The following is a 17913-nucleotide window of genomic DNA, read 5'->3' on the forward strand; positions in this document are numbered from 1 at the left end:
GAGGTATCAACTACGCATTTAAACATCAATAAAAACAAGACGCTTAGGTGTTTCTGGTATCAATCGAGACAGAATTAATGATCCCACCGCAAAAGCAACACCGACCATAAACACGGCGGTGCTTGAGTACAGCCATACAAACCCTAAAATTACCGGGATCACGACCGCTGCAATGTGGTTGATCGTAAACGAAACCCCAGCTGTAGCTGCGATATCTTTAGGATCGGCGATTTTTTGGAAATAGGTTTTTATCGCAATCGCGAGCGCAAAAAAGAGATGATCAATAACATACAATGCCGCCGCCACATACGCTGTTTCGACAAAAGCATACCCGCTGAAGACGACGATTAGACCCACATACTCCACCGTCAATGCCTTACGCTCCCCTACCCGGCCAATCCATGCGCCGATTTTAGTGGCAAATAACATATTAAAGGCGTAGTTAATGATAAAGAGTAGGCTGATTTGACCCACGCTATAACCGAACTTTTCCACCATCATAAAGCCAGCAAAAACGATGAAAATTTGCCTACGTGCACCACTAAACATCGTAAGCAGGTAAAAAAGCCAGTACTCTTTACGCACAACTAAAGACTTGTGTTGCTCATGCTCTTGCTTAAATTGCGGGAAAAACACCCATGCTATAAAAACGATCACTAAACCAATCAAACCGAAGGTCATATATACCGCATTGTAGCTCACCTGAAACTGCTCCATTAGCAGCCACACCAAGCTATATGCGAGCAAGCTGCCCAGCCCTTTTATCGCTAGAGCCTTGCCCATAAAATGCGCCGTGCGATCTTTATGTACCCACTGTAAAGTCAGCGATTGATTTACTGTTTCAAAGTAGTGGAAGCCTATCGACATCACCATGGTGGTGAAATATAGCCCCCACACCGTAGGAAACCACCCTGTAATGGCCACTCCAATACACATAATGGCTAAAAACACATAAGCAAAAACCTGCTCGCGAACAAACAGCAATAGATAGATGGCAGTAAAGGCAAGAAAACCAGGAACCTCACGAAGGCTCTGTAAAATACCAATCTCTCGGCCGGTAAAGTCTGCGACCTCAATAACAAAGTTGTTGAGCAATACGTTCCAGACAGCAAAGGTGAGTGACATGACAAACGCCATGACGAGCAGTAAATTTTCTGAGCGGCGAAAAACACTATTCAAAACACACGAACCTATCCTTGTTTAACCTGAACAAAAGCGTAACAGTTTTTCAACAATAGAACGATATAAAAAAGCAACTCGGTATTACCCCGGTTGCTTCGCTTTAAATTACTTTGTCATCGATTGCGACTAGCTGGTCGGTTTTAAATCAAGCACGTGCAATAGACGCTCTAGGGTTCCTTTCCATATCATTGGTCCTCCTTTCTGGTTGTCTGCCGTCCACCAACCTATGAATCTTTGGGTATCATAGAACAGCCAAGCCTTCCGCCCAGTGTCTACCGAGCGGCTCTCCCGCTCAACACGGTTGTTGTCTATCGGGTAATCGCCATTCTCAACATACCTTTCAAGGTAGACCCATTGTTTTAGTGCGTAACTGACGGCTTTACCCATCGGGCTCTTTCAATACTTGAAGTGTGGTTTAGTCACCGTGGATAACTGGCTAGTTGAGCAGCGATCTTCGATAAAAACAGGGTCTTTTCTGCAAATTTGATACGCATGATTGATATCTTGCATGATCTTATTTAACTCTTCCGAAATGAAGCTACCTCCATACTCACAAAATTAACCATCGCTATTTCTTAGATCATGCTTAAAAGCATTTTTCACCTAAGCTTACCCTCTAAAGTAAAATATATACTTTCGACAATTAGACGCCATCATTCGATTAAACATAGAATTTAACCTTGCCACCAAAATAAGGCAAGCAATTATCAAGACACCATTGAATTCAGCACACAATAAACATTATAATAAATCATTCATGAAAGAGTAAAGCAGGGCACATAGTGACAATTGAACCTAAACTAATAGATACAATCAACAACTTTTTAAGTTACCACTCAACACTTTCATTGGCCTCTTGTCAAGATAATGTACCCTGGTCTTCAGACTTATTTTATGTTCATGACCATAGGTTTAACCTATATTTTATTTCAAGTAGCAATACACAACATGCACTGAATATAGCAAGAAATCCCACTGTATCTGTTTCAATATCTAAACAATACGAAAGATGGGAAAGCATAAAAGGAATTCAAATTAAAGGTAAGGCGCATGTCATTTCTGGCATTGAACGAATTTAGATGCTTAAAAAGTATACACAAGAATTTTCCTTACTATCAGGCATTAGTAAAAACATAAAGAACAAACAATTAGATATATTTGATTTAATATCTAATAGTCAACTATAACCCTTCCACCTACTTGGTTTGCCAAAGGACGGTTGAATCTAAGATATCCCACTCCGGCTCTCTCGAGAAATATTTGCATTAAATGACAAATACCAAAAGCGTGTACTGGTGATGCATAGATTATAATGTCTGCGGATATCATAGCTTCTATTACATATCTCATGTCATCATCTTTTTCACATGGATGCTCTCGATAATTGCACCCATCATCGGTTCCGCAGCCATCGCAAGGTGAGAAATTAATACTACTTAAATATATAACTTGAGTCTCAACGCCTTTGTCTTCAAAGGATAGTTTCATCTATTCAGAAACCTAACTGGTAATTCCATTTGATCGCTCTGAACCTGAAATTATAACAGTTTTCATTATTACCTCTAACGTTCACATTATTAACTTCAACTATATAACTTATCTAAATATATCAAAAGTATCGTTTCTCAAATCATGATTGCATTTCACTTCGTAAGAAACGTTTGAGCTAGGCCACATATCTTTGATTGAACTTGTTATTTCTTCTATAAGAGACCTTAAAGAGTCATGATCAAAAGTAATTAACGATTCAATCGTTATCAAAGCATGGCTAGTATTGTCAGTGATAACGGAGATCGCGTTCTGTTTATGAGACCATTTTCTAGCGTGTGCAACATTATTATTGTCAATAAAGGAAACTTCTTCAGGAGGCATTACGATTTCTTCACCTTGAAAAGTAGTATAACTTTCCCCTCCTTTAGTAAACGAAACTACTAAATTTCCATCAATATTGTCAGCATCCAAAGCTGCTATCGGTAAATGGTACTTAACAGATAAAGAGTTACATAACACAACAAGTGGGTGTAAGTGGCTTGGTAAATCTCCACTTTTCCGTAATCGTCTCAACAAAGATTCTGCCGCCATCCGGTGTTTAGTTGGTTCGATTCCAACCTTTCTGTATGCACTTCGCCACAAACTTATTGAAGGGATTGAGCTTTCTGATTTGTATTTCTCCAACTTTATCTTTGCAGATGAAATATTTTCGCCGACTATTTCATTATTTTCAACATCGGCTGAAATGTTATCCACACTTAGACAACATACAGAAAGCTCTGGACACAAATCTATTAATTCATTGTTGTATTTAATAGTTTCAATCATGCTAACAATCCTTTTTTCTTTAGTTGCATATCAGTCAGTTCCTTGATGATTAGGCGGTAAACTTTTTCAATGAAATCCTCATTACCACCTTGTTCTTTTGCAAGTTTTCTTACGTTGGCAATAACCAATTCTACACGGTCTTTTGCTTGCACGGCACTGACGCTGTTAGATTTTAACTCAGATATCCTAAGAGCTAGTTCAGTTCTTTTGCTTAGAAGTTCAACTAATACCTTGTCAATATCATTAATTTCTTGCCTGATAGAATCTAGAGTAGGTGTGTTATTTTTCATTGCCTTAATTCCTATAGCATAACATTGTATCTTTGAAATTCATCTAGCATAAATAATGGCTTAGTTAGATCATAAAGTACTAGATCATTAGTAGGTTTCGAGCCATTTAAATATAATGATGTCTGTGATGGGTCCATAGGTAAACCATTAGTTCTCTCCAAACACATATCTCTTGTAGGCTGAAACCTAGTGTTTAAAGCCCATAAAAAATCTTCTGGTGAGAATATATCTATATCTTCATCTACAATGTAAATATTTTTACAAAGAGGATGTTTATGATAAATACTATTTCGCAATTTATCATAAGGTAGATCGTCTATTGTTTTTTTATACTGACTATTACTGATAATTGCCCACCACCAGAAGTCGGCAAATGAACGTCTGTTACTTTAAAATCGTTTTTGAATTCTCTTTCTAAAAGATTAAGTATCGTTATTTCAGTCGGTATTGCAAGCAACTCAGATTGCTCTTTACCTGGGCCTAAAAATGTCTGAAAAATTGGCTTATCTTGATGATAAATCCCAGTAACATTTATTACAGGAATCTGTTTCTTGCTTTCACCCATATAGCCAAGAAATTCAGGCGTTGAGTATAGAGTCGAGGATGACTCATCAGTTAACTCTTTACCAAGTTCACCTTCTATGACAAATTCGCTATCTGAAAAGCAATAAGAGTCGTTAGTGATCCCTTTTGCCAATCTTACTGGGTAACCTAGCTTTCCTCCCATCAATGACAATTTACATCTATTGTTAGGAATTGTTGAGTTTGTTATTGAGGTAAGCAAATAATAGGCAGGCGGCACTCCAATGTTAATAGAAATGGGTAATTTTTCATTCTTACTTAATGCGTCTTGGTAGCACTTGTATAGCCTCCCAGAAGGACGCAGTGCTAGAGTCAATCGATTATCATCTAGTATTTTCAACCTATGTATGGAACTAGAAAATGTGTTAGAAGTAGAATTTTTCGCGCAAACTATACCCGAAGTGAGGTAAGAACCGGCATCATTTGGTGTTATCTTTAACGCTGGCAAAGATAGAAGCCCTGTTGAGAGTTTATTGGCTTGACAGAGAGGGTTATCTATTACAACTGGTTCTATATAAGATTCTTCGTCTTTAATGTTTGAACAGAAATCAGTTATGAACTTACGGTTTAGATCTCTACTCCCAAATAGGCCCATCAGAACCGGAAAATTAGTATTGTTATTAGGGTAAATACATACACCCTCATCACCACTATTTTGAGACCCTGGAACTTTTGCTTGATGCTTAATATAGTGTTTTGCAGCATCATACTGAGCGGATAGATTTTGTTCAATACATTCTACGTTGATGCCGTATGTATCAAGTCTACACAATAATTCTTTTAAGTTCGTATCCATTTCAATTCCCAGTGTGCCTCAGCATCACATCATGGAAGTACATATCCACTACCCAGATCGTTTTATTGAATATCATCCACAACAAAAACGGTTGTTTTTTTGTTGTTATCTCCTTTGGATCGATGAGGAACTCCATCAGGAATAGAGAAAAAATCTCCAGGTTCACATTTGTGCTCGTTCCCTTCAACTATGATGGTGAAGCTCCCGGTTAACACATAGCCTTGATGACCAATCAAACACAAGTGCTCTTCATCAAAACCTGCAGGAAGTTCAAGCATACGAAGACGTTTGCCATTCGAATTAAAAATCTTTACTCGACCTTCCGCTCCTGGCTTAGACCACTTTTCACAATCTTCTGGTGGTGCCTTGTATACAACTTCATCGTAGTTTTGAGTGTCCTTTCTTATCTCCATTTTGCATTATTAGATAGTCACCCCACCGCCGCACTAGCCAGCTAGTTGACTAGTTGACTAGTTGACTAGTTCACCATCTCAGTTAACTTAAGATTCATATGCTTACGGTGTCAATCATGTCGTTACTTTAAATGCACTTATACGCATAAAAGCTCGACGCATATCAAATTTAATGCAAAATGATTGAATTCTTATGGTTATAACTTTTTTTAGAATTACTATAGATGCAATTTTTTAGGGAGATTTATATGGTTAGCACTCTTTTCCTTTACTGTATAGCATCTTTTACGGTAACAGTTATTCCGGGACCAACGATGCTATTATCATTATCGAACGGAACAACCGAAGATAGAAAAGTGATCACGTACGGGATCGCTGGCGCTGCCCTTTCAGATATCATTCTGATTAGCGCAGTAGGTTTGGGTTTAGGTGTGGTTGTAGCTAGTTCTGAATTATTATTTTCAGTAATTCAGTACTGTGGCGCCGCATACTTAATTTTCATATCATATAATTTATGGCGTTCATCTCCTTCTGCTGAAGGATTGTCTGCTGGTGAACTTAATTCCTCTCAGGTTAGAAGTCCGTCGAAGGCATTCAAGAGAAACCTATTTGCTGCATTGTCAAATCCAAAAGGTTTACTGTTTTTCGGGGCTTTCCTACCTCAATTTTTAGATGTATCGAAACCTTTGTTTGCTCAATATGTTACTTTTGCATTCGCAACAGTACTAATTGATGTCATTATCATGTTTGTATACGCGATGGCGGGCTACCAGGCTTCAAAGTATCTTTCATCATATAGGTTATCATTACTAAATAGAATTTGCTCAGCAGTGCTGCTGGCGATGGCAGTTGGATTAGCTCTTTATAGGCATACAAGCTAGCCCCCTAAATCAAAACCGCAAAATCTGGTGTTCTTGCGTTGGCTTTAATCCCCACATCAGCAAGCTGCTCTACGGCTAACATGACAACATAATTCTAGAGATGAATCCGATGTTAGCTTGTCTGCTACTCGTGAACACTATGGACTGCCAGAGTACAACACGCACAATGCGCTCGTCGATGCAGTCGCAACGGCAGAGCTACTACTTGCTCAACAAGCGCGAATAACCCCGACTGGCCAAACAACCATCGGTACCCTGTACCGCTATCGTATTTAACCTGCGCGGATTTATACGCCGATAATAAAAAGCAACTCGGTATTACCCCAGTTGCTTTTCATAAAAAAACCTTGTCATTACTCACGCTATTAACGCCACAAGATAAGGTATTTCCTCAGACTAATATTTACTTACCTGAAGCAATGATTTGCTCAGTAATTTCACCAATCAAACCCGGTGTTGTCAGGTTGAACGTGATGTTTTTGCCTGACGCTTGAATCTCTTTCGCGTTGTAGTGCAGCTGAGTTGGGTTATCACCCCACTGGTAACGGATCATCGTCTCACCAGACTGTAAGTGCTCAGTAATTGAGTACTCTGTTGCGTAGCCTGTCATCACACCATTAACTCGGCGGTTTGGCGCGTCATGTGGCACCTTCATTGGTACACCATCCAGCTTCATGATGCCATTCATTACGCTGCTAGGCTCTTTCAGGTGGCTAGCGTAGTATGAAGCATGAATGAAGCGGTCTTCTGGGTTGATGTTGCCGCCAGTGTGCAGGTTAGTGTAAAGCGCCTGCTCTTCTTTTGGTCCCCAGCTGCTTTGTGCGCGCTCAAGATTTGCCAAGTGTAGCTCGAAGTCCGGCTGGTTGGTCATTACGTTGTATTCAGCACCGTGCCAAATCAGCGATTCACCGTCACGGAATTCGATAACCGCAGAGTCACCGCCAATATCTTGTAGGCTGAAGTGTAACTCTAGTGCCATATCAACACCTGGTAGGTTCTCTTTAACCGCAGGATTGGCTGCAATGAACTCAACCGCTTCTTCAACCGTAGCAAATTGTGATAGTAGGTGAGTTAGGTATTGAATAACACCAACGTTGCTGTCATCTGACGCATCGCTTAATACCATTCTGTTATCAAACAGTACATTGGCACCAAGACCAGCGCTGTTAACACCATTAGAAAGAACACCGTAAGTTGATGTACCAGTCACATCATACTTTGACGTGTAAACAACGTTATGGTTAACGTGTCCTTTATATTCAGTGCCTTGAGGTACGTTATGTACAGCAAGGTGAGTTGGCTCTAACCAATCCATTGTGCGTGAAACAAACGTGCCAGTTTCTTCGGTATTCCACAATACACGAGAACACGCTGCAGCGTTAGCGGTAAAACCTGCCGCTAACACACCACAAACAACTGTTTTTAATAGACTATGCTTCATTTTTTACCTTACTAAATACACCATAAACAACAAGGTAGATTGTACGCCAAGCAATAAAAACAAAAAAAAGCATTATGAACGCCAAATGCCATCATTTATCACCAAGGTGACTAAAATGATCTTGGGAAATCGTGCGAATCAATTTCACGATGGGATCTTCCTGTAGCGCGATAGGATAAAATAGAGACAGTCCAAGGGCTGAACGGTTAGTGATCTCCTCAACCTCAACCTCAAAAAGTTCACCTTGCCTAACATGGGGAAGCGCTAACTCAGTGTTAATCACGCCCCATCCGTCGTACTTAACCATCTCAATCAGCATATCGTTACTACTAATAATGTGACACTGCGAAGAGATACTGAACAACTTAGTGGCAAAGTCTACGTTATCTTCTAGGACATATTGTTTTTCTAGCGTTAAGTCTTCAATGAGTAAATTGCTGAGATACTTCAACTTACTTCTTCTACCAACATAAAACCCTAACTGGCTGTACCCCAGATGACAAAACGCAATCTCTTTAGGAGGAAAATGACTTGCCGTATTGTGAGGCATGAAGGCGATACTGGCCTGACTATTTTTAATTAAATCAAAGGACTTCGCTCTTTTTTCTTGAATCCAATGTGTTTTTAAGTGTGGGAAGTCACGCGCGATGGATTGTTCAATTTTAATCGCAAGTAGCCGCGACAAAGACGCATCATGGTAGATCGTCAGCTCTAGCGTGTTTTCACTATAAATGCTCTCAAATGTTCGATTCAGCTTATCGGTACTGTTTACGATGTGCTTCGAATGCGCATAGATGTGTTCAGCTGCAGCATTAGGTTTTACTTTTTTCCCTATGACATCAAAGAGCTTTATAGCATAAATATCTTCGATGGCTTTCACCTGCTCTCTAACCGTTGTCCGATCTTTGTCCAATTTTTTTGCCGCAGAACTGTAGCTCTGCTCTTCATAAGTGGCACAAAATGCCGCAAGAAGTTCATAGGAAAACATGAAGACTCCACTAAGATGATATATAAACACGTTCATTTTGTAGTATGTTGAACTATAAAATCACGTTTTATTTTATATCGTGATCTTGTTCACAGGGTTTTGGTATTCTCACACTATCCTCCCACCCTCTTGTCAACTTCACGTTGAATAAATTCAACCGCCGCCCTAATTTTAGGCACGCTGTAGCGATGACGCTGGTACAGTAAATAGAGCGCAAAGTCACGCTGAGGAGTCACATTAACTGGCTCAGTGAATGATAGGGGTAGTAACCGCTCATCACTAAGGTAATCTTGCGCAGCCCAGCGAGGCAAAAATATAATGCCTTCACCATTAACTGCCTTGCGCATCAACCAATCACGATCATTTGTGGTCATCACTGCTGGTGCTGAAACGTCTTGCCACTGCTCACCAATCTTAGCTAGCCAAGGAGTTGGGCCATTGGGTGCCCGGAAGTAGAGCCCACGATGTCGCTTGAGTGCTAACGCATTGTCTGGGGTTCCGTATTGCTCTAAATAGGCACGTGATGCTAATGGAATAAAGTTATTGTCTAAGAGTTTAGTCGCAACAATGCGCTCGTTTGGCGCATATCCACCACGTATGGCGATATCGATATTATCGCGTTCTAAAGTGGTAAGGCTGTCCGTTAGATGTACATCTAATACTATTTTTGGATAGTGCAGTGAGAAATCATCTAGAATGGGAATTAACCACCGCTCTCCAAAGCTCACCATCGAACTAATGCGCAACGTTCCCATCGGTTCAGAATGGTAACTACGCACTGATGCGTCTGACTGCGCTAGCTCGCCAACGATTGGTTTAACTTGGTGATAATAATCTCTCCCTACCTCAGTTAATTGCACAACACGTGTAGTACGCTGCAACAACGTGGCGCCAAGCAATTTTTCAAGATCCGCAATACGCCGCGACAACGAAGACGCTGGCACCGAGAATTGCGCTGCCGATAACGTAAAACTGCCCGACTCAGCCACCGAGATAAAATATTTGAGGGCTCTTAACTGATCCATCTGCTTACCATTATTGCCAAAAAGACAATAGAAATTAGCATAAGCACGCATATATGTCGCCGAGTGTATGGCTTACTATAATCAACACAGTTAAAAATCAGTCATCACCTCAAGCAAACCACCATCAAGGAGTTACAATGACGACATATACACAGATTCGACTCAAGGCTCGTCCATCCACCGATCCTATCGACGCTAGCCTCTTTGACGTCGAGCATGTGCCTATGCCTGCCGCACAGGCGGGTCAGATTGTCGTTAAACAGACCTACATGTCGCTCGACCCTGCGATGCTAGGTTGGATGAGCCCAGATACCGATAGCTACATTCCACCAGTTGAGCTAGGCGATGTAATGCGTGGCTCTGGCATTGGTGAAGTGGTAGAGTCACAATCGGCAGATTTTGCTGTTGGTGATCGTGTTATGGGCATGTTCGGTTGGACAGAATACCTGCTAACTGACGGTCAAGGGATCAGAAAGGTTGATGCGAATATCGACCCTAAAATGGCACTCTCTGTCTTTGCACTGCCGGGCCTTACAGCAACAAAAGGGCTCTACTCGTTTGGTAAGCCTAAAGCAGGTGAAACGTTAGTTGTCACTGGCGCAGCAGGCTCGGTGGGTTCGATTGTTGGTCAATTAGCAAAAGCTGATGGGCTGCGCGTTATTGGTGTGGCTGGCGGCAAAGAGAAATGCGACGTCTTAATCAATGAACTCGGCTTTGATGGTGCAATTGATTATAAATCGGCTAACTTATCTGAGGCACTAGCCTCACTGACACCCAATGGTATTGATGTCTATTTTGAGAATACCGGTGGTCCAATTCAGCATTTAGCCTATAACCGAATGAATGCGCATGGCCGTATTGTGGTCTGTGGGCATATTGCCGATTACCGCACACAATCACCCGCGCCTGGACCAAACTGGATGAACGTAATTAAAAAACGCCTTTCGATTCAAGGCTTCACCATGCCGGATCATTTCCACGAAGCGCCAGCACTCCTAGAGAAACTGACCCCTTACGTATTAGCTGGCAAAATCAAATATCGCTCGCATACCCTTGAGGGGCTAGAAAGTGCCATGAGCGGATTAAACATGTTCTTCACTGGTGAAAACAAAGGTAAATTGCTCGTTAAGTTGTAAATACCCCCTAAATCAAAACAACAAAAAAATGGACAAACCGAGGTTTGTCCATTTTCATTCAAGTCAACTTAACACTATCAGCTAGCCACTAACTTGTCGGTTTTAAATCAAGCACATGCAATAGACGCTCTGGGGTTCCTTCCCATATCATTGGTCGTCCTTTCTGGTTGTCTGCCGTCCACCAGCCCGTGAATCTTTGGGTATTATACTGGTAGAAATTCGACCCAGACATCACTGGTACTGTGACCTGATTTTCAGCAATAATTCGCTGAATTTTATGGGCAATTTTTAGCTGATCGTCTCGATTGGCCGTTTCATAAAAGCCATCAAGAAGCTTATCTAACTCGGCATTGTTCCAAAAGTGCATGGCAAAGCGAGGCATGCCTTGTTCTGTTTGCAACTTGGAGTGATAAGCACTGTTCCAATAGGTAAATGGCGTCGGACCATGGAAGTAATTAGTGTAAGCCACATCATAGCTAGCATTGAGCATATTCTGGTTATAAACCGCAAAATCTGGTGTTCTTGCGTTGGCTTTAATCCCCACATCAGCAAGCTGCTCTACGGCTAACATGACAACATTGTTAAAATCAGTCCAACCATTAGGCGATTGAATATCAAGTGAGAATGATTTACCTGACGGAGTTTGTACAAACCCATCACCATTTCGATCAATAAAGCCGGCTTTTTTCAATAACGCTTTTGCCCCATTAATGTCATATGTCATAAAAGGCTTAAATTCGTTATGAGTTTCAACATCTGACCACGCTTCAAAGGCATAGCCTAAGCCTGACGCAAAGTCATTGATGGTGCCATTGCCATAATTCGCGACATCTACAATATTCTGACGGTCGATAGCCATAGAGAACGCACGACGAAAATCAACATTGCTTAACACTTCATTTTTTATCGGATCGGGCGAGGTAAAGTTAAACATGAATGCCTGCGTCCCCGCCGCAGGATACCAATAACCGTGGTGCTTCGACGCGCCAACAAACGTGGTTTCGATATCCGGTACAAACGAGCCTGCCCAGTCAACTTGTGAGTCAATCAAAGAGCCTAACACTTGGTCATTGTGGTTAAACTGTGGGGCGCGTAGGCAATCAACATCGAGGTTATCTCGGTCCCAATACGTTGGATTGCGACACTGCAAATAAAGTGAGGGAGTGAAAAGTGCAATATCAGTGAATGGACCGGTACCTACGGGGTTGGTATTTTCGAATTCAGTAATATTCTTCACATCCTTCCAAATGTGCTGAGGCACAATCGGCACTAAGACCACTTCATAGGCTGCGTTCGTGTTAACCTCACTGAGAACAAACTTAACGGTATGCGCATCAACCTTAATCACCTTGTCCACCAACGCATTGATACCACGATCATCAATCGTTGAGTTCTCTTTCACCATCGCAAAAGTAAAGACAACATCATCCGCGGTAAACGGCTTCCCGTCAGACCATTCAACCCCTTGTCGTAAATCAAACGTCAATGATAAAAGGTCATCACTAAAGGTGTAATTGGTTGCCAATCGAAACTCTGGTCTGTTGCCCTTCAACTCGTTAAACACCACCATTGGCTCGTAGATGAAATCACGGGCGGTATGGAGCCTTGACGGCACGTAAGGGTTAAAGTTTCGAATCATGGTGGGGTTATGGTTGGGGATAATCGTCAATTGTGACATTTCATCCACCGGATTAGCCTGTGCCACTGAAACACTGAGTAACGCAGCAGATAAGGTAAGCATTGTTTTCATTGTTATTCCTTATTAGTTAACACAGCCATTACTAATAAGGTGGCATACCGATAAACTCAACTCCATACTTACCAATTTGCTGTAAGGCCGTCGAATTACAGCTTCAATTTCACCGGAGCGATATTCCTTGCAGGGATATAACAGACAAGCGTCCTTCTTACATCATTTGAAGCGATTGACTTATGCGGGAAAAGCCCGCCTTCAATCTCGCCACTCAACGTATCGCTGACTAAATCTGTTGAATTGCGAATTCACTCGCAACTCGGACTTACCAAGCTTAGCTTGCAATACGACAGAGCTATTGCATTTTATTTACGAACAAACTCACAATGCTTACCCAGGTTGGCTGAAACCCAGACATAAAAAGCCCACACCGATAAGGTATGGGCTTTTGTCTCGCTATGCTTTACTGACATTAAGTAACTTAAAGCTTATAGATGGTCTCGCCGTCTTTAATTGTTTCTAGAACTGCAATCTCATTGATTCTCATGCTATCGACGTCTAGAGGGTTCGCATCCAAGATAACAAGGTCTGCAAGTTTACCGACTTCTAAGCTACCTTTAATGTCTTCTTCAAAGTGCTGGTAAGCCGCATTGATCGTTGTCGCTTCAAGTGCTTGGTAAGGCGTGATTTTATGCCACTCACCTAGAACATCACCGCTACGAGTTGAACGGTTCACAGACGCCCACATTGCCGTTAGCATGTCTGGAAAAAGTACCGGTGCATCCATGTGGATAGTGAACATCAGATCATTTTCATTTGCCCAACCCGTTGGAGAAATGTTTGATGCACGCCATGGGCCAAGTACTGAATCTCTATGCCAGTCACCCCAGAAATACGTGTGTGCGGTAAAGAACGACGGGATCATGTTCAGCTTTTTCATGCGCTCAACTTGGTCAAGACGCGCAGTTTGGGCGTGGATCATCGTTGTACGGTGGTCAATATCACCCACTTCTTCAAGTGCTTTCTCAACCGCGTTCAATAAAATATCAGCTGCTGCATCACCATTCGCATGGCTAAGAATGTGTGCACCGTCTTTGAACGCTTTTAGTACTGCTGCATCCATCTCTCCTTGCGGCATAATGGCGTAGCCATGATAGTGAAGTGCATGGTTGTGGGGTACTTCGAAGTATGGGCCCGACAAGTAAGCCGTCTTACCTTGAGGCGAACCATCACCGACCATTTTAACACCAGTTAGCTGCAAACGATTTAGGTTTGTACCGACTGGAAGTTGCGCAGCCATCTCATCGTAGTGCGTCCATTTTGCGTAGGCATGAATATCTATTTTTAGTGCGCCTGCTTCAGCAAGAGTGATAGCCAGTGGCATACTGTCATACGTCATCGCACCTTCTTGCGCGGTGGTAATACCGTAGCTGATGAACATGTCTTGAACTTTAGCAAAGTCACGGAAACCTTCCTCAGCCGTCAAACCAAGATGCGGGAATAGCGCATAAATTGCCGACTCTTCAAGTACACCGTTTGGCTCGCCATTTTCTGCACGACGAATCACACCACCAGCAGGGTTCTCAGTTTCAGCGGTGAAATTTAGACGTTCAAGCGCGGCTGAGTTACACGATGCCAAGTGACCAGAGATGTGAAGGGCACACATTGAAATATCACCAGTCGCTTCATCCAATTCCCAACGTGTTGGGTGACGACCATCAGTCATTTCTGCGTCATCATAACCCCAAGCAATATGGATTCGATCATCAGGAAGATCGCCGCTAGTGAAGTATGGTTTAAGTGCTTTTTGCATCGCACTGATAGAGTCCGTATCACCCATTGGTGCTGGGTATAGGAACGGCGCGTTAACAAAAGGAAGGTACTGAGTGATATGGCCGTGTGCATCGATAAACCCCGGAATCATGGTTTTGCCGTCTAAGTCGCGAATTTCCGTGTTTTTACCTTTCTCTTTCAGAACTTCTTTTTGGCTACCTACGGCAATAATTTTACCATCTTTGATAGCAATCGCTTCAGCACGATCGTTTTCGCCAGTAACGGTGACGATATCACCATTAGTGAAGATAAGGTCGGCATTCGCAAACGCCATTCCTGAGCTTAGTACCAATGCAATGGCAGCTGAGGTTTTCAATAACTTCATTTTTTGTCTCTTTGTTGTGGATACATTCGTTACATCGACGCTATTATTAACGCAGCAACAAAAACAAAAAAACCAATATCGGACGGACCATCCCACCAAATTGTTACGGCAGGCATATATTGTGCATACTTTAGACCAACTAGCCGCCTTTGTGGCAGTGTATGAAAGCGGCTCATACAGCGCCGCAGCAAGGGCGCTAGGCAAAGATCGTGCGACTATTCGCGAACAAGTACTCAGTTTTGAAGATACGCTAGGTTATTCGTTATTTGTGATCACGGGCAGAAAAGCGACGCCAACAGAGCATGGGCAAGCGCTATTTCACCGGGCAAAAGTGGTCGTTCGTCAAAATCAAGAGCTCGCGAACTGCGGGCTGCACTACTTTAACCAACCGCGAACAAAATTGACCGTCTGTCACGATAGTCTTGTCTCATTCGACATGATTAAGTTTATCGAATCACGTTGCGCACGTTATTTTCCGTCACTGCAACTGCAATGGTTACACCGCAATCGAAAAGATAGCTTAGATATGCTCTCAACACGAAAGGCGGATATTCTCGTAATGGCTAACCGAGGTGCTGGTGAAGCAGAAATCCCAGTCCATCACCTCTTTCTTGGCAGTGTGGCTTTAAACTGTTTTGTTGGTGAGCATTCACCTTTGCGCCAAATTGCGAGACCGAGCATTCAAGATTTGCAGCTCGAGCTGCAGTACATTAGTGAGCACCTTATTCATCTAGACCCTCTATTCGTCCATGTTTCGCCCAAATACCATTTGGTTAGCAACAACGATGTCTTGTGCGAATTAGTCACTGAACGCGGTTGGGCAGCCTTACCACGCCATATCGCAAAGCCGTATATTGAACAACAGCGCTTATTCCCGCTCTCCGTTGCCCAACTCGCCAATGACGTACCACGCGGAATTAGTGCCTTCTATCAAGCGGGAGATGACAGTGAAGTTGTTCTGGGACAAATCTTGTTATGGTTAAGAGAGTATGGCGAGACCCACCTTCAATAATGCAGGAGGGACGTTTCACCCTATTTACACCATACCAAGGCGAGCTTCACGCGCACTGGTTGGCGACGGAAAAGCGTGATCTAACTGATTAAGATCATCGGCATCCAGCACGATCTGTTGCGCTTCAATGTTCTCTTTAGTGCGCACAAGATCGCTGGATTTAGGGATAGCGACCACATTAGGTTGGCGCAATAACCACGCTAACGCAATCTGCGCTGGGGTCGCATTGTGCCGCAAAGCAATCTCAGTCAGCGTAGGATCAAACAACAGATCGCCCTGCGCGAGAGGACAGTATGCCATCATCGCCATGTTACGCTGTTGGCAAAAGGGCAAAACGGCCCATTCAGCTTCACGCCGTTGCAGGTTATACAGCACTTGATTGGTGGCTGTCAGGCCCTCAATATCCGTAGACTCCCACTCAAGAAGTTCATTCATATCAAGGTTACTCACCCCAAAGTCGCGAATTTTACCCTGCTCTTTCAAGGTATGAAAACCTGCCAACGTCTCTTCAAACGGAACCCTACCACACCAATGCAGCAGATAGAGATCAAGAACATCCGTTTTCATTCGCTTCAGGCTATTTTCGCAAGCTTGAATGATCTGTTTGCGGCCAGCATTGTGTGGGTAAACCTTACTCACAATATAAAGTTGTTCTCGAACCCCTTTAATCGCCTCACCCACCACCTCTTCTGCACCACCTTCTGCGTACATTTCCGCGCAATCAATCAACCTTGCTCCATGCTCAATACCACAGCGCAGCGCATTCACTTCTTGTTGCTTGGTGCGTCGGCTTTCGCCCATATACCAAGTACCTAAGCCAAACGTCGGCATTATATTGCCGCTAGGTAACACAATCTCTGTCATTGCAATGTCCTTATCCTTCAAACTGTAATGGCGCAAGCAATCAATAATTAACGCCATCTCAGACTAGCGAACATTGTTATCACAATAAACAAGCAGCACAACAATAAGTGATTTCAATCAGCAACTTAAACTATCTTTTATAATAATATGCGCATTGAATAACACGGCTTAAATAAGGTGCCAAACAAGCAGCCTAGCGCTTAAACACGACCACCTCCGTTTTCAATTCCGCTTCACTAACATCACAGGGCGAGTTCAAATAGCGCTCCAACCCTAAGGGCTTTTGTTTTGTTTTTATCTTCTTATGGCGAATATGCAACATGATAAACGCCCAAGCATTACCTAAGAACGCATAGGCACCAGTGTGTTCAACCACGTAGCTATCACAAGCTGGCAGGGTGCCACACACCAATTCGCCACTTACCACAATAGGCTCACTCACCGGAAGACAGACAACATAATCAAAGAACCCATCCTCCATCTTCATATTTTCGTACAAGCAGAACAGCTCGCCATTTACGGGGACTTGCTCTAAATCTACATATTCTAACAAACGGGTTATTTGCCCTTGCATCGCCGGGCCAATCCCTGCCAACGTCGATCCTCCATGAATACCAATGTAATGTGTTTGTGCAAATGGACGTTCACCAATAAACTTAAGGTCTGATGGTATCTCTCCCGTTTCCAACACACTTTTCAGCATCCTTAACCCACGTTCAAAATCCATTTCTACCATGGCTTTGAAAAAGCGCTTAAGAAAAAACAGATACCATGGGACATGGCCTCGCATCTCCCATTCGACCCGGCAACCACGACGAGTATCTTTAACCTTAAAAGAGGCACATGCCATACTGCGATAGGGTTCCTTAAAAAATAGCTTGAGCTTTAAGCCATCAGCCAATCGCTCTTCTAACATCACACTCCCAGCCCCAACCAAATCGCCATTCCAGCGATACATCGCACCCTCAACTTTTTGTGGCTGAGTCAATGTTACCTCGCATTCAGGCTCCAGCCTTAGCCAAGGAGACCAATCAGGCCAAGTAGAAAAATCACTGAGAAATTCAAGCACCTTATCTGCTGCTTTTTCAATTTCAATTGACTGGGTTGCAACATAACTGGGCATTTTCACTCCT

General features: G+C 42.8%; 19 protein-coding genes and 1 pseudogene. 5 read left to right on the forward strand and 15 right to left on the reverse strand.

What is annotated here, in order from left to right; genetic code table 11:
- Positions 1-18 precede the first annotated feature (18 nt).
- Both ACKLNH_RS14150 and ACKLNH_RS14155 read right to left on the reverse strand, forming a co-directional pair.
- Positions 19-1137: an MFS transporter gene (locus ACKLNH_RS14150; RefSeq protein WP_413113009.1), complete on the reverse strand. Its 1119-nt coding sequence runs from the start codon at positions 1135-1137 to the stop codon at positions 19-21.
- Positions 1138-1308: 171 nt separating this feature from the next.
- On the reverse strand, positions 1309-1569 hold the full coding sequence (locus tag ACKLNH_RS14155; protein ID WP_413112917.1) for an IS66 family transposase: 261 nt from the start codon (positions 1567-1569) through the stop codon (positions 1309-1311).
- Between the two features lie 395 nt (positions 1570-1964).
- On the opposite strand from ACKLNH_RS14155, the gene ACKLNH_RS14160 reads away from it, so the two are divergent.
- The gene (locus ACKLNH_RS14160) at positions 1965-2261 is read left to right on the forward strand and encodes a pyridoxamine 5'-phosphate oxidase family protein (protein WP_413112918.1); all 297 of its coding nucleotides are present in this window, start codon (positions 1965-1967) and stop codon (positions 2259-2261) included.
- A 91-nt stretch (positions 2262-2352) separates the two neighbouring features.
- Here the strand turns inward: ACKLNH_RS14160 and ACKLNH_RS14165 are convergent, their stop codons facing one another.
- From ACKLNH_RS14165 to ACKLNH_RS14190, 6 genes are all read right to left on the reverse strand, one after another.
- Positions 2353-2670 (reverse strand): flavodoxin family protein, encoded by a 318-nt coding sequence (locus ACKLNH_RS14165; RefSeq protein ID WP_413112919.1) that lies wholly within the window; start codon positions 2668-2670, stop codon positions 2353-2355.
- Between the two features lie 108 nt (positions 2671-2778).
- Positions 2779-3501, reverse strand: coding sequence for a B3/B4 domain-containing protein (locus ACKLNH_RS14170; protein WP_413112920.1), 723 nt, complete (start codon positions 3499-3501; stop codon positions 2779-2781).
- Positions 3498-3791, reverse strand: a complete 294-nt coding sequence (locus tag ACKLNH_RS14175) for a chorismate mutase (RefSeq protein ID WP_413112921.1) — start codon at positions 3789-3791, stop codon at positions 3498-3500. Before ACKLNH_RS14175 ends, ACKLNH_RS14170 begins: the two co-directional genes overlap by 4 nt.
- Positions 3792-3802: 11 nt before the next feature.
- Positions 3803-4087, reverse strand: coding sequence for a hypothetical protein (locus tag ACKLNH_RS14180; protein WP_413112922.1), 285 nt, complete (start codon positions 4085-4087; stop codon positions 3803-3805).
- Positions 4088-4107: 20 nt separating this feature from the next.
- Positions 4108-5169 (reverse strand): UbiD family decarboxylase domain-containing protein, encoded by a 1062-nt coding sequence (locus tag ACKLNH_RS14185; protein WP_413112923.1) that lies wholly within the window; start codon positions 5167-5169, stop codon positions 4108-4110.
- A gap of 62 nt (positions 5170-5231) precedes the next feature.
- Entirely contained in the window at positions 5232-5582 is a 351-nt protein-coding gene (locus ACKLNH_RS14190) for a cupin domain-containing protein (protein WP_413112924.1), read from the reverse strand.
- Between the two features lie 248 nt (positions 5583-5830).
- Between ACKLNH_RS14190 and ACKLNH_RS14195 the strand changes: the two genes are divergently transcribed.
- Positions 5831-6463, forward strand: a complete 633-nt coding sequence (locus ACKLNH_RS14195; RefSeq protein ID WP_413112925.1) for a LysE family translocator — start codon at positions 5831-5833, stop codon at positions 6461-6463.
- Between the two features lie 90 nt (positions 6464-6553).
- A pseudogene (locus ACKLNH_RS14200) lies at positions 6554-6739 on the forward strand (3'-5' exonuclease); the annotation flags it as partial.
- Positions 6740-6866: 127 nt separating this feature from the next.
- Here ACKLNH_RS14200 and ACKLNH_RS14205 read toward each other — a convergent pair.
- From ACKLNH_RS14205 to ACKLNH_RS14215, 3 genes are all read right to left on the reverse strand, one after another.
- Complete coding sequence (locus ACKLNH_RS14205) at positions 6867-7904, reverse strand: linear amide C-N hydrolase (protein WP_413112926.1); 1038 nt, start codon at positions 7902-7904, stop codon at positions 6867-6869.
- A 91-nt stretch (positions 7905-7995) separates the two neighbouring features.
- Positions 7996-8892 carry a LysR family transcriptional regulator gene (locus tag ACKLNH_RS14210; protein ID WP_413112927.1) on the reverse strand — a complete coding sequence of 299 codons (897 nt, stop codon included), beginning with the start codon at positions 8890-8892 and terminating at the stop codon, positions 7996-7998.
- A gap of 113 nt (positions 8893-9005) precedes the next feature.
- Complete coding sequence (locus tag ACKLNH_RS14215) at positions 9006-9917, reverse strand: LysR family transcriptional regulator (protein ID WP_413112928.1); 912 nt, start codon at positions 9915-9917, stop codon at positions 9006-9008.
- 137 nt (positions 9918-10054) lie between these two features.
- Between ACKLNH_RS14215 and ACKLNH_RS14220 the strand changes: the two genes are divergently transcribed.
- Positions 10055-11053, forward strand: coding sequence for an NADP-dependent oxidoreductase (locus tag ACKLNH_RS14220; RefSeq protein ID WP_413112929.1), 999 nt, complete (start codon positions 10055-10057; stop codon positions 11051-11053).
- Between the two features lie 88 nt (positions 11054-11141).
- Here the strand turns inward: ACKLNH_RS14220 and ACKLNH_RS14225 are convergent, their stop codons facing one another.
- Together ACKLNH_RS14225 and ACKLNH_RS14230 are read right to left on the reverse strand one after the other, a co-directional pair.
- Complete coding sequence (locus ACKLNH_RS14225; RefSeq protein WP_413112930.1) at positions 11142-12803, reverse strand: ABC transporter substrate-binding protein; 1662 nt, start codon at positions 12801-12803, stop codon at positions 11142-11144.
- 424 nt (positions 12804-13227) lie between these two features.
- Positions 13228-14904, reverse strand: coding sequence for an amidohydrolase (locus tag ACKLNH_RS14230; protein WP_413112931.1), 1677 nt, complete (start codon positions 14902-14904; stop codon positions 13228-13230).
- A gap of 121 nt (positions 14905-15025) precedes the next feature.
- Between ACKLNH_RS14230 and ACKLNH_RS14235 the strand changes: the two genes are divergently transcribed.
- A complete protein-coding gene (locus ACKLNH_RS14235; RefSeq protein ID WP_413112932.1) occupies positions 15026-15916 on the forward strand; it encodes a LysR family transcriptional regulator in 891 nt (296 codons plus the stop codon).
- Between the two features lie 24 nt (positions 15917-15940).
- Here ACKLNH_RS14235 and ACKLNH_RS14240 read toward each other — a convergent pair whose 3' ends face one another.
- The gene (locus tag ACKLNH_RS14240; RefSeq protein ID WP_413112933.1) at positions 15941-16780 is read right to left on the reverse strand and encodes an aldo/keto reductase; all 840 of its coding nucleotides are present in this window, start codon (positions 16778-16780) and stop codon (positions 15941-15943) included.
- Positions 16781-16973: 193 nt separating this feature from the next.
- Positions 16974-17903 (reverse strand): SRPBCC family protein, encoded by a 930-nt coding sequence (locus ACKLNH_RS14245; RefSeq protein WP_413112934.1) that lies wholly within the window; start codon positions 17901-17903, stop codon positions 16974-16976.
- Positions 17904-17913 lie beyond the last annotated feature (10 nt).

Origin of the sequence: Thaumasiovibrio clandestinus (assembly GCF_047250365.1) — a bacterium.
In the GTDB taxonomy this organism is placed as follows: Bacteria; Pseudomonadota; Gammaproteobacteria; order Enterobacterales; family Vibrionaceae; genus Thaumasiovibrio.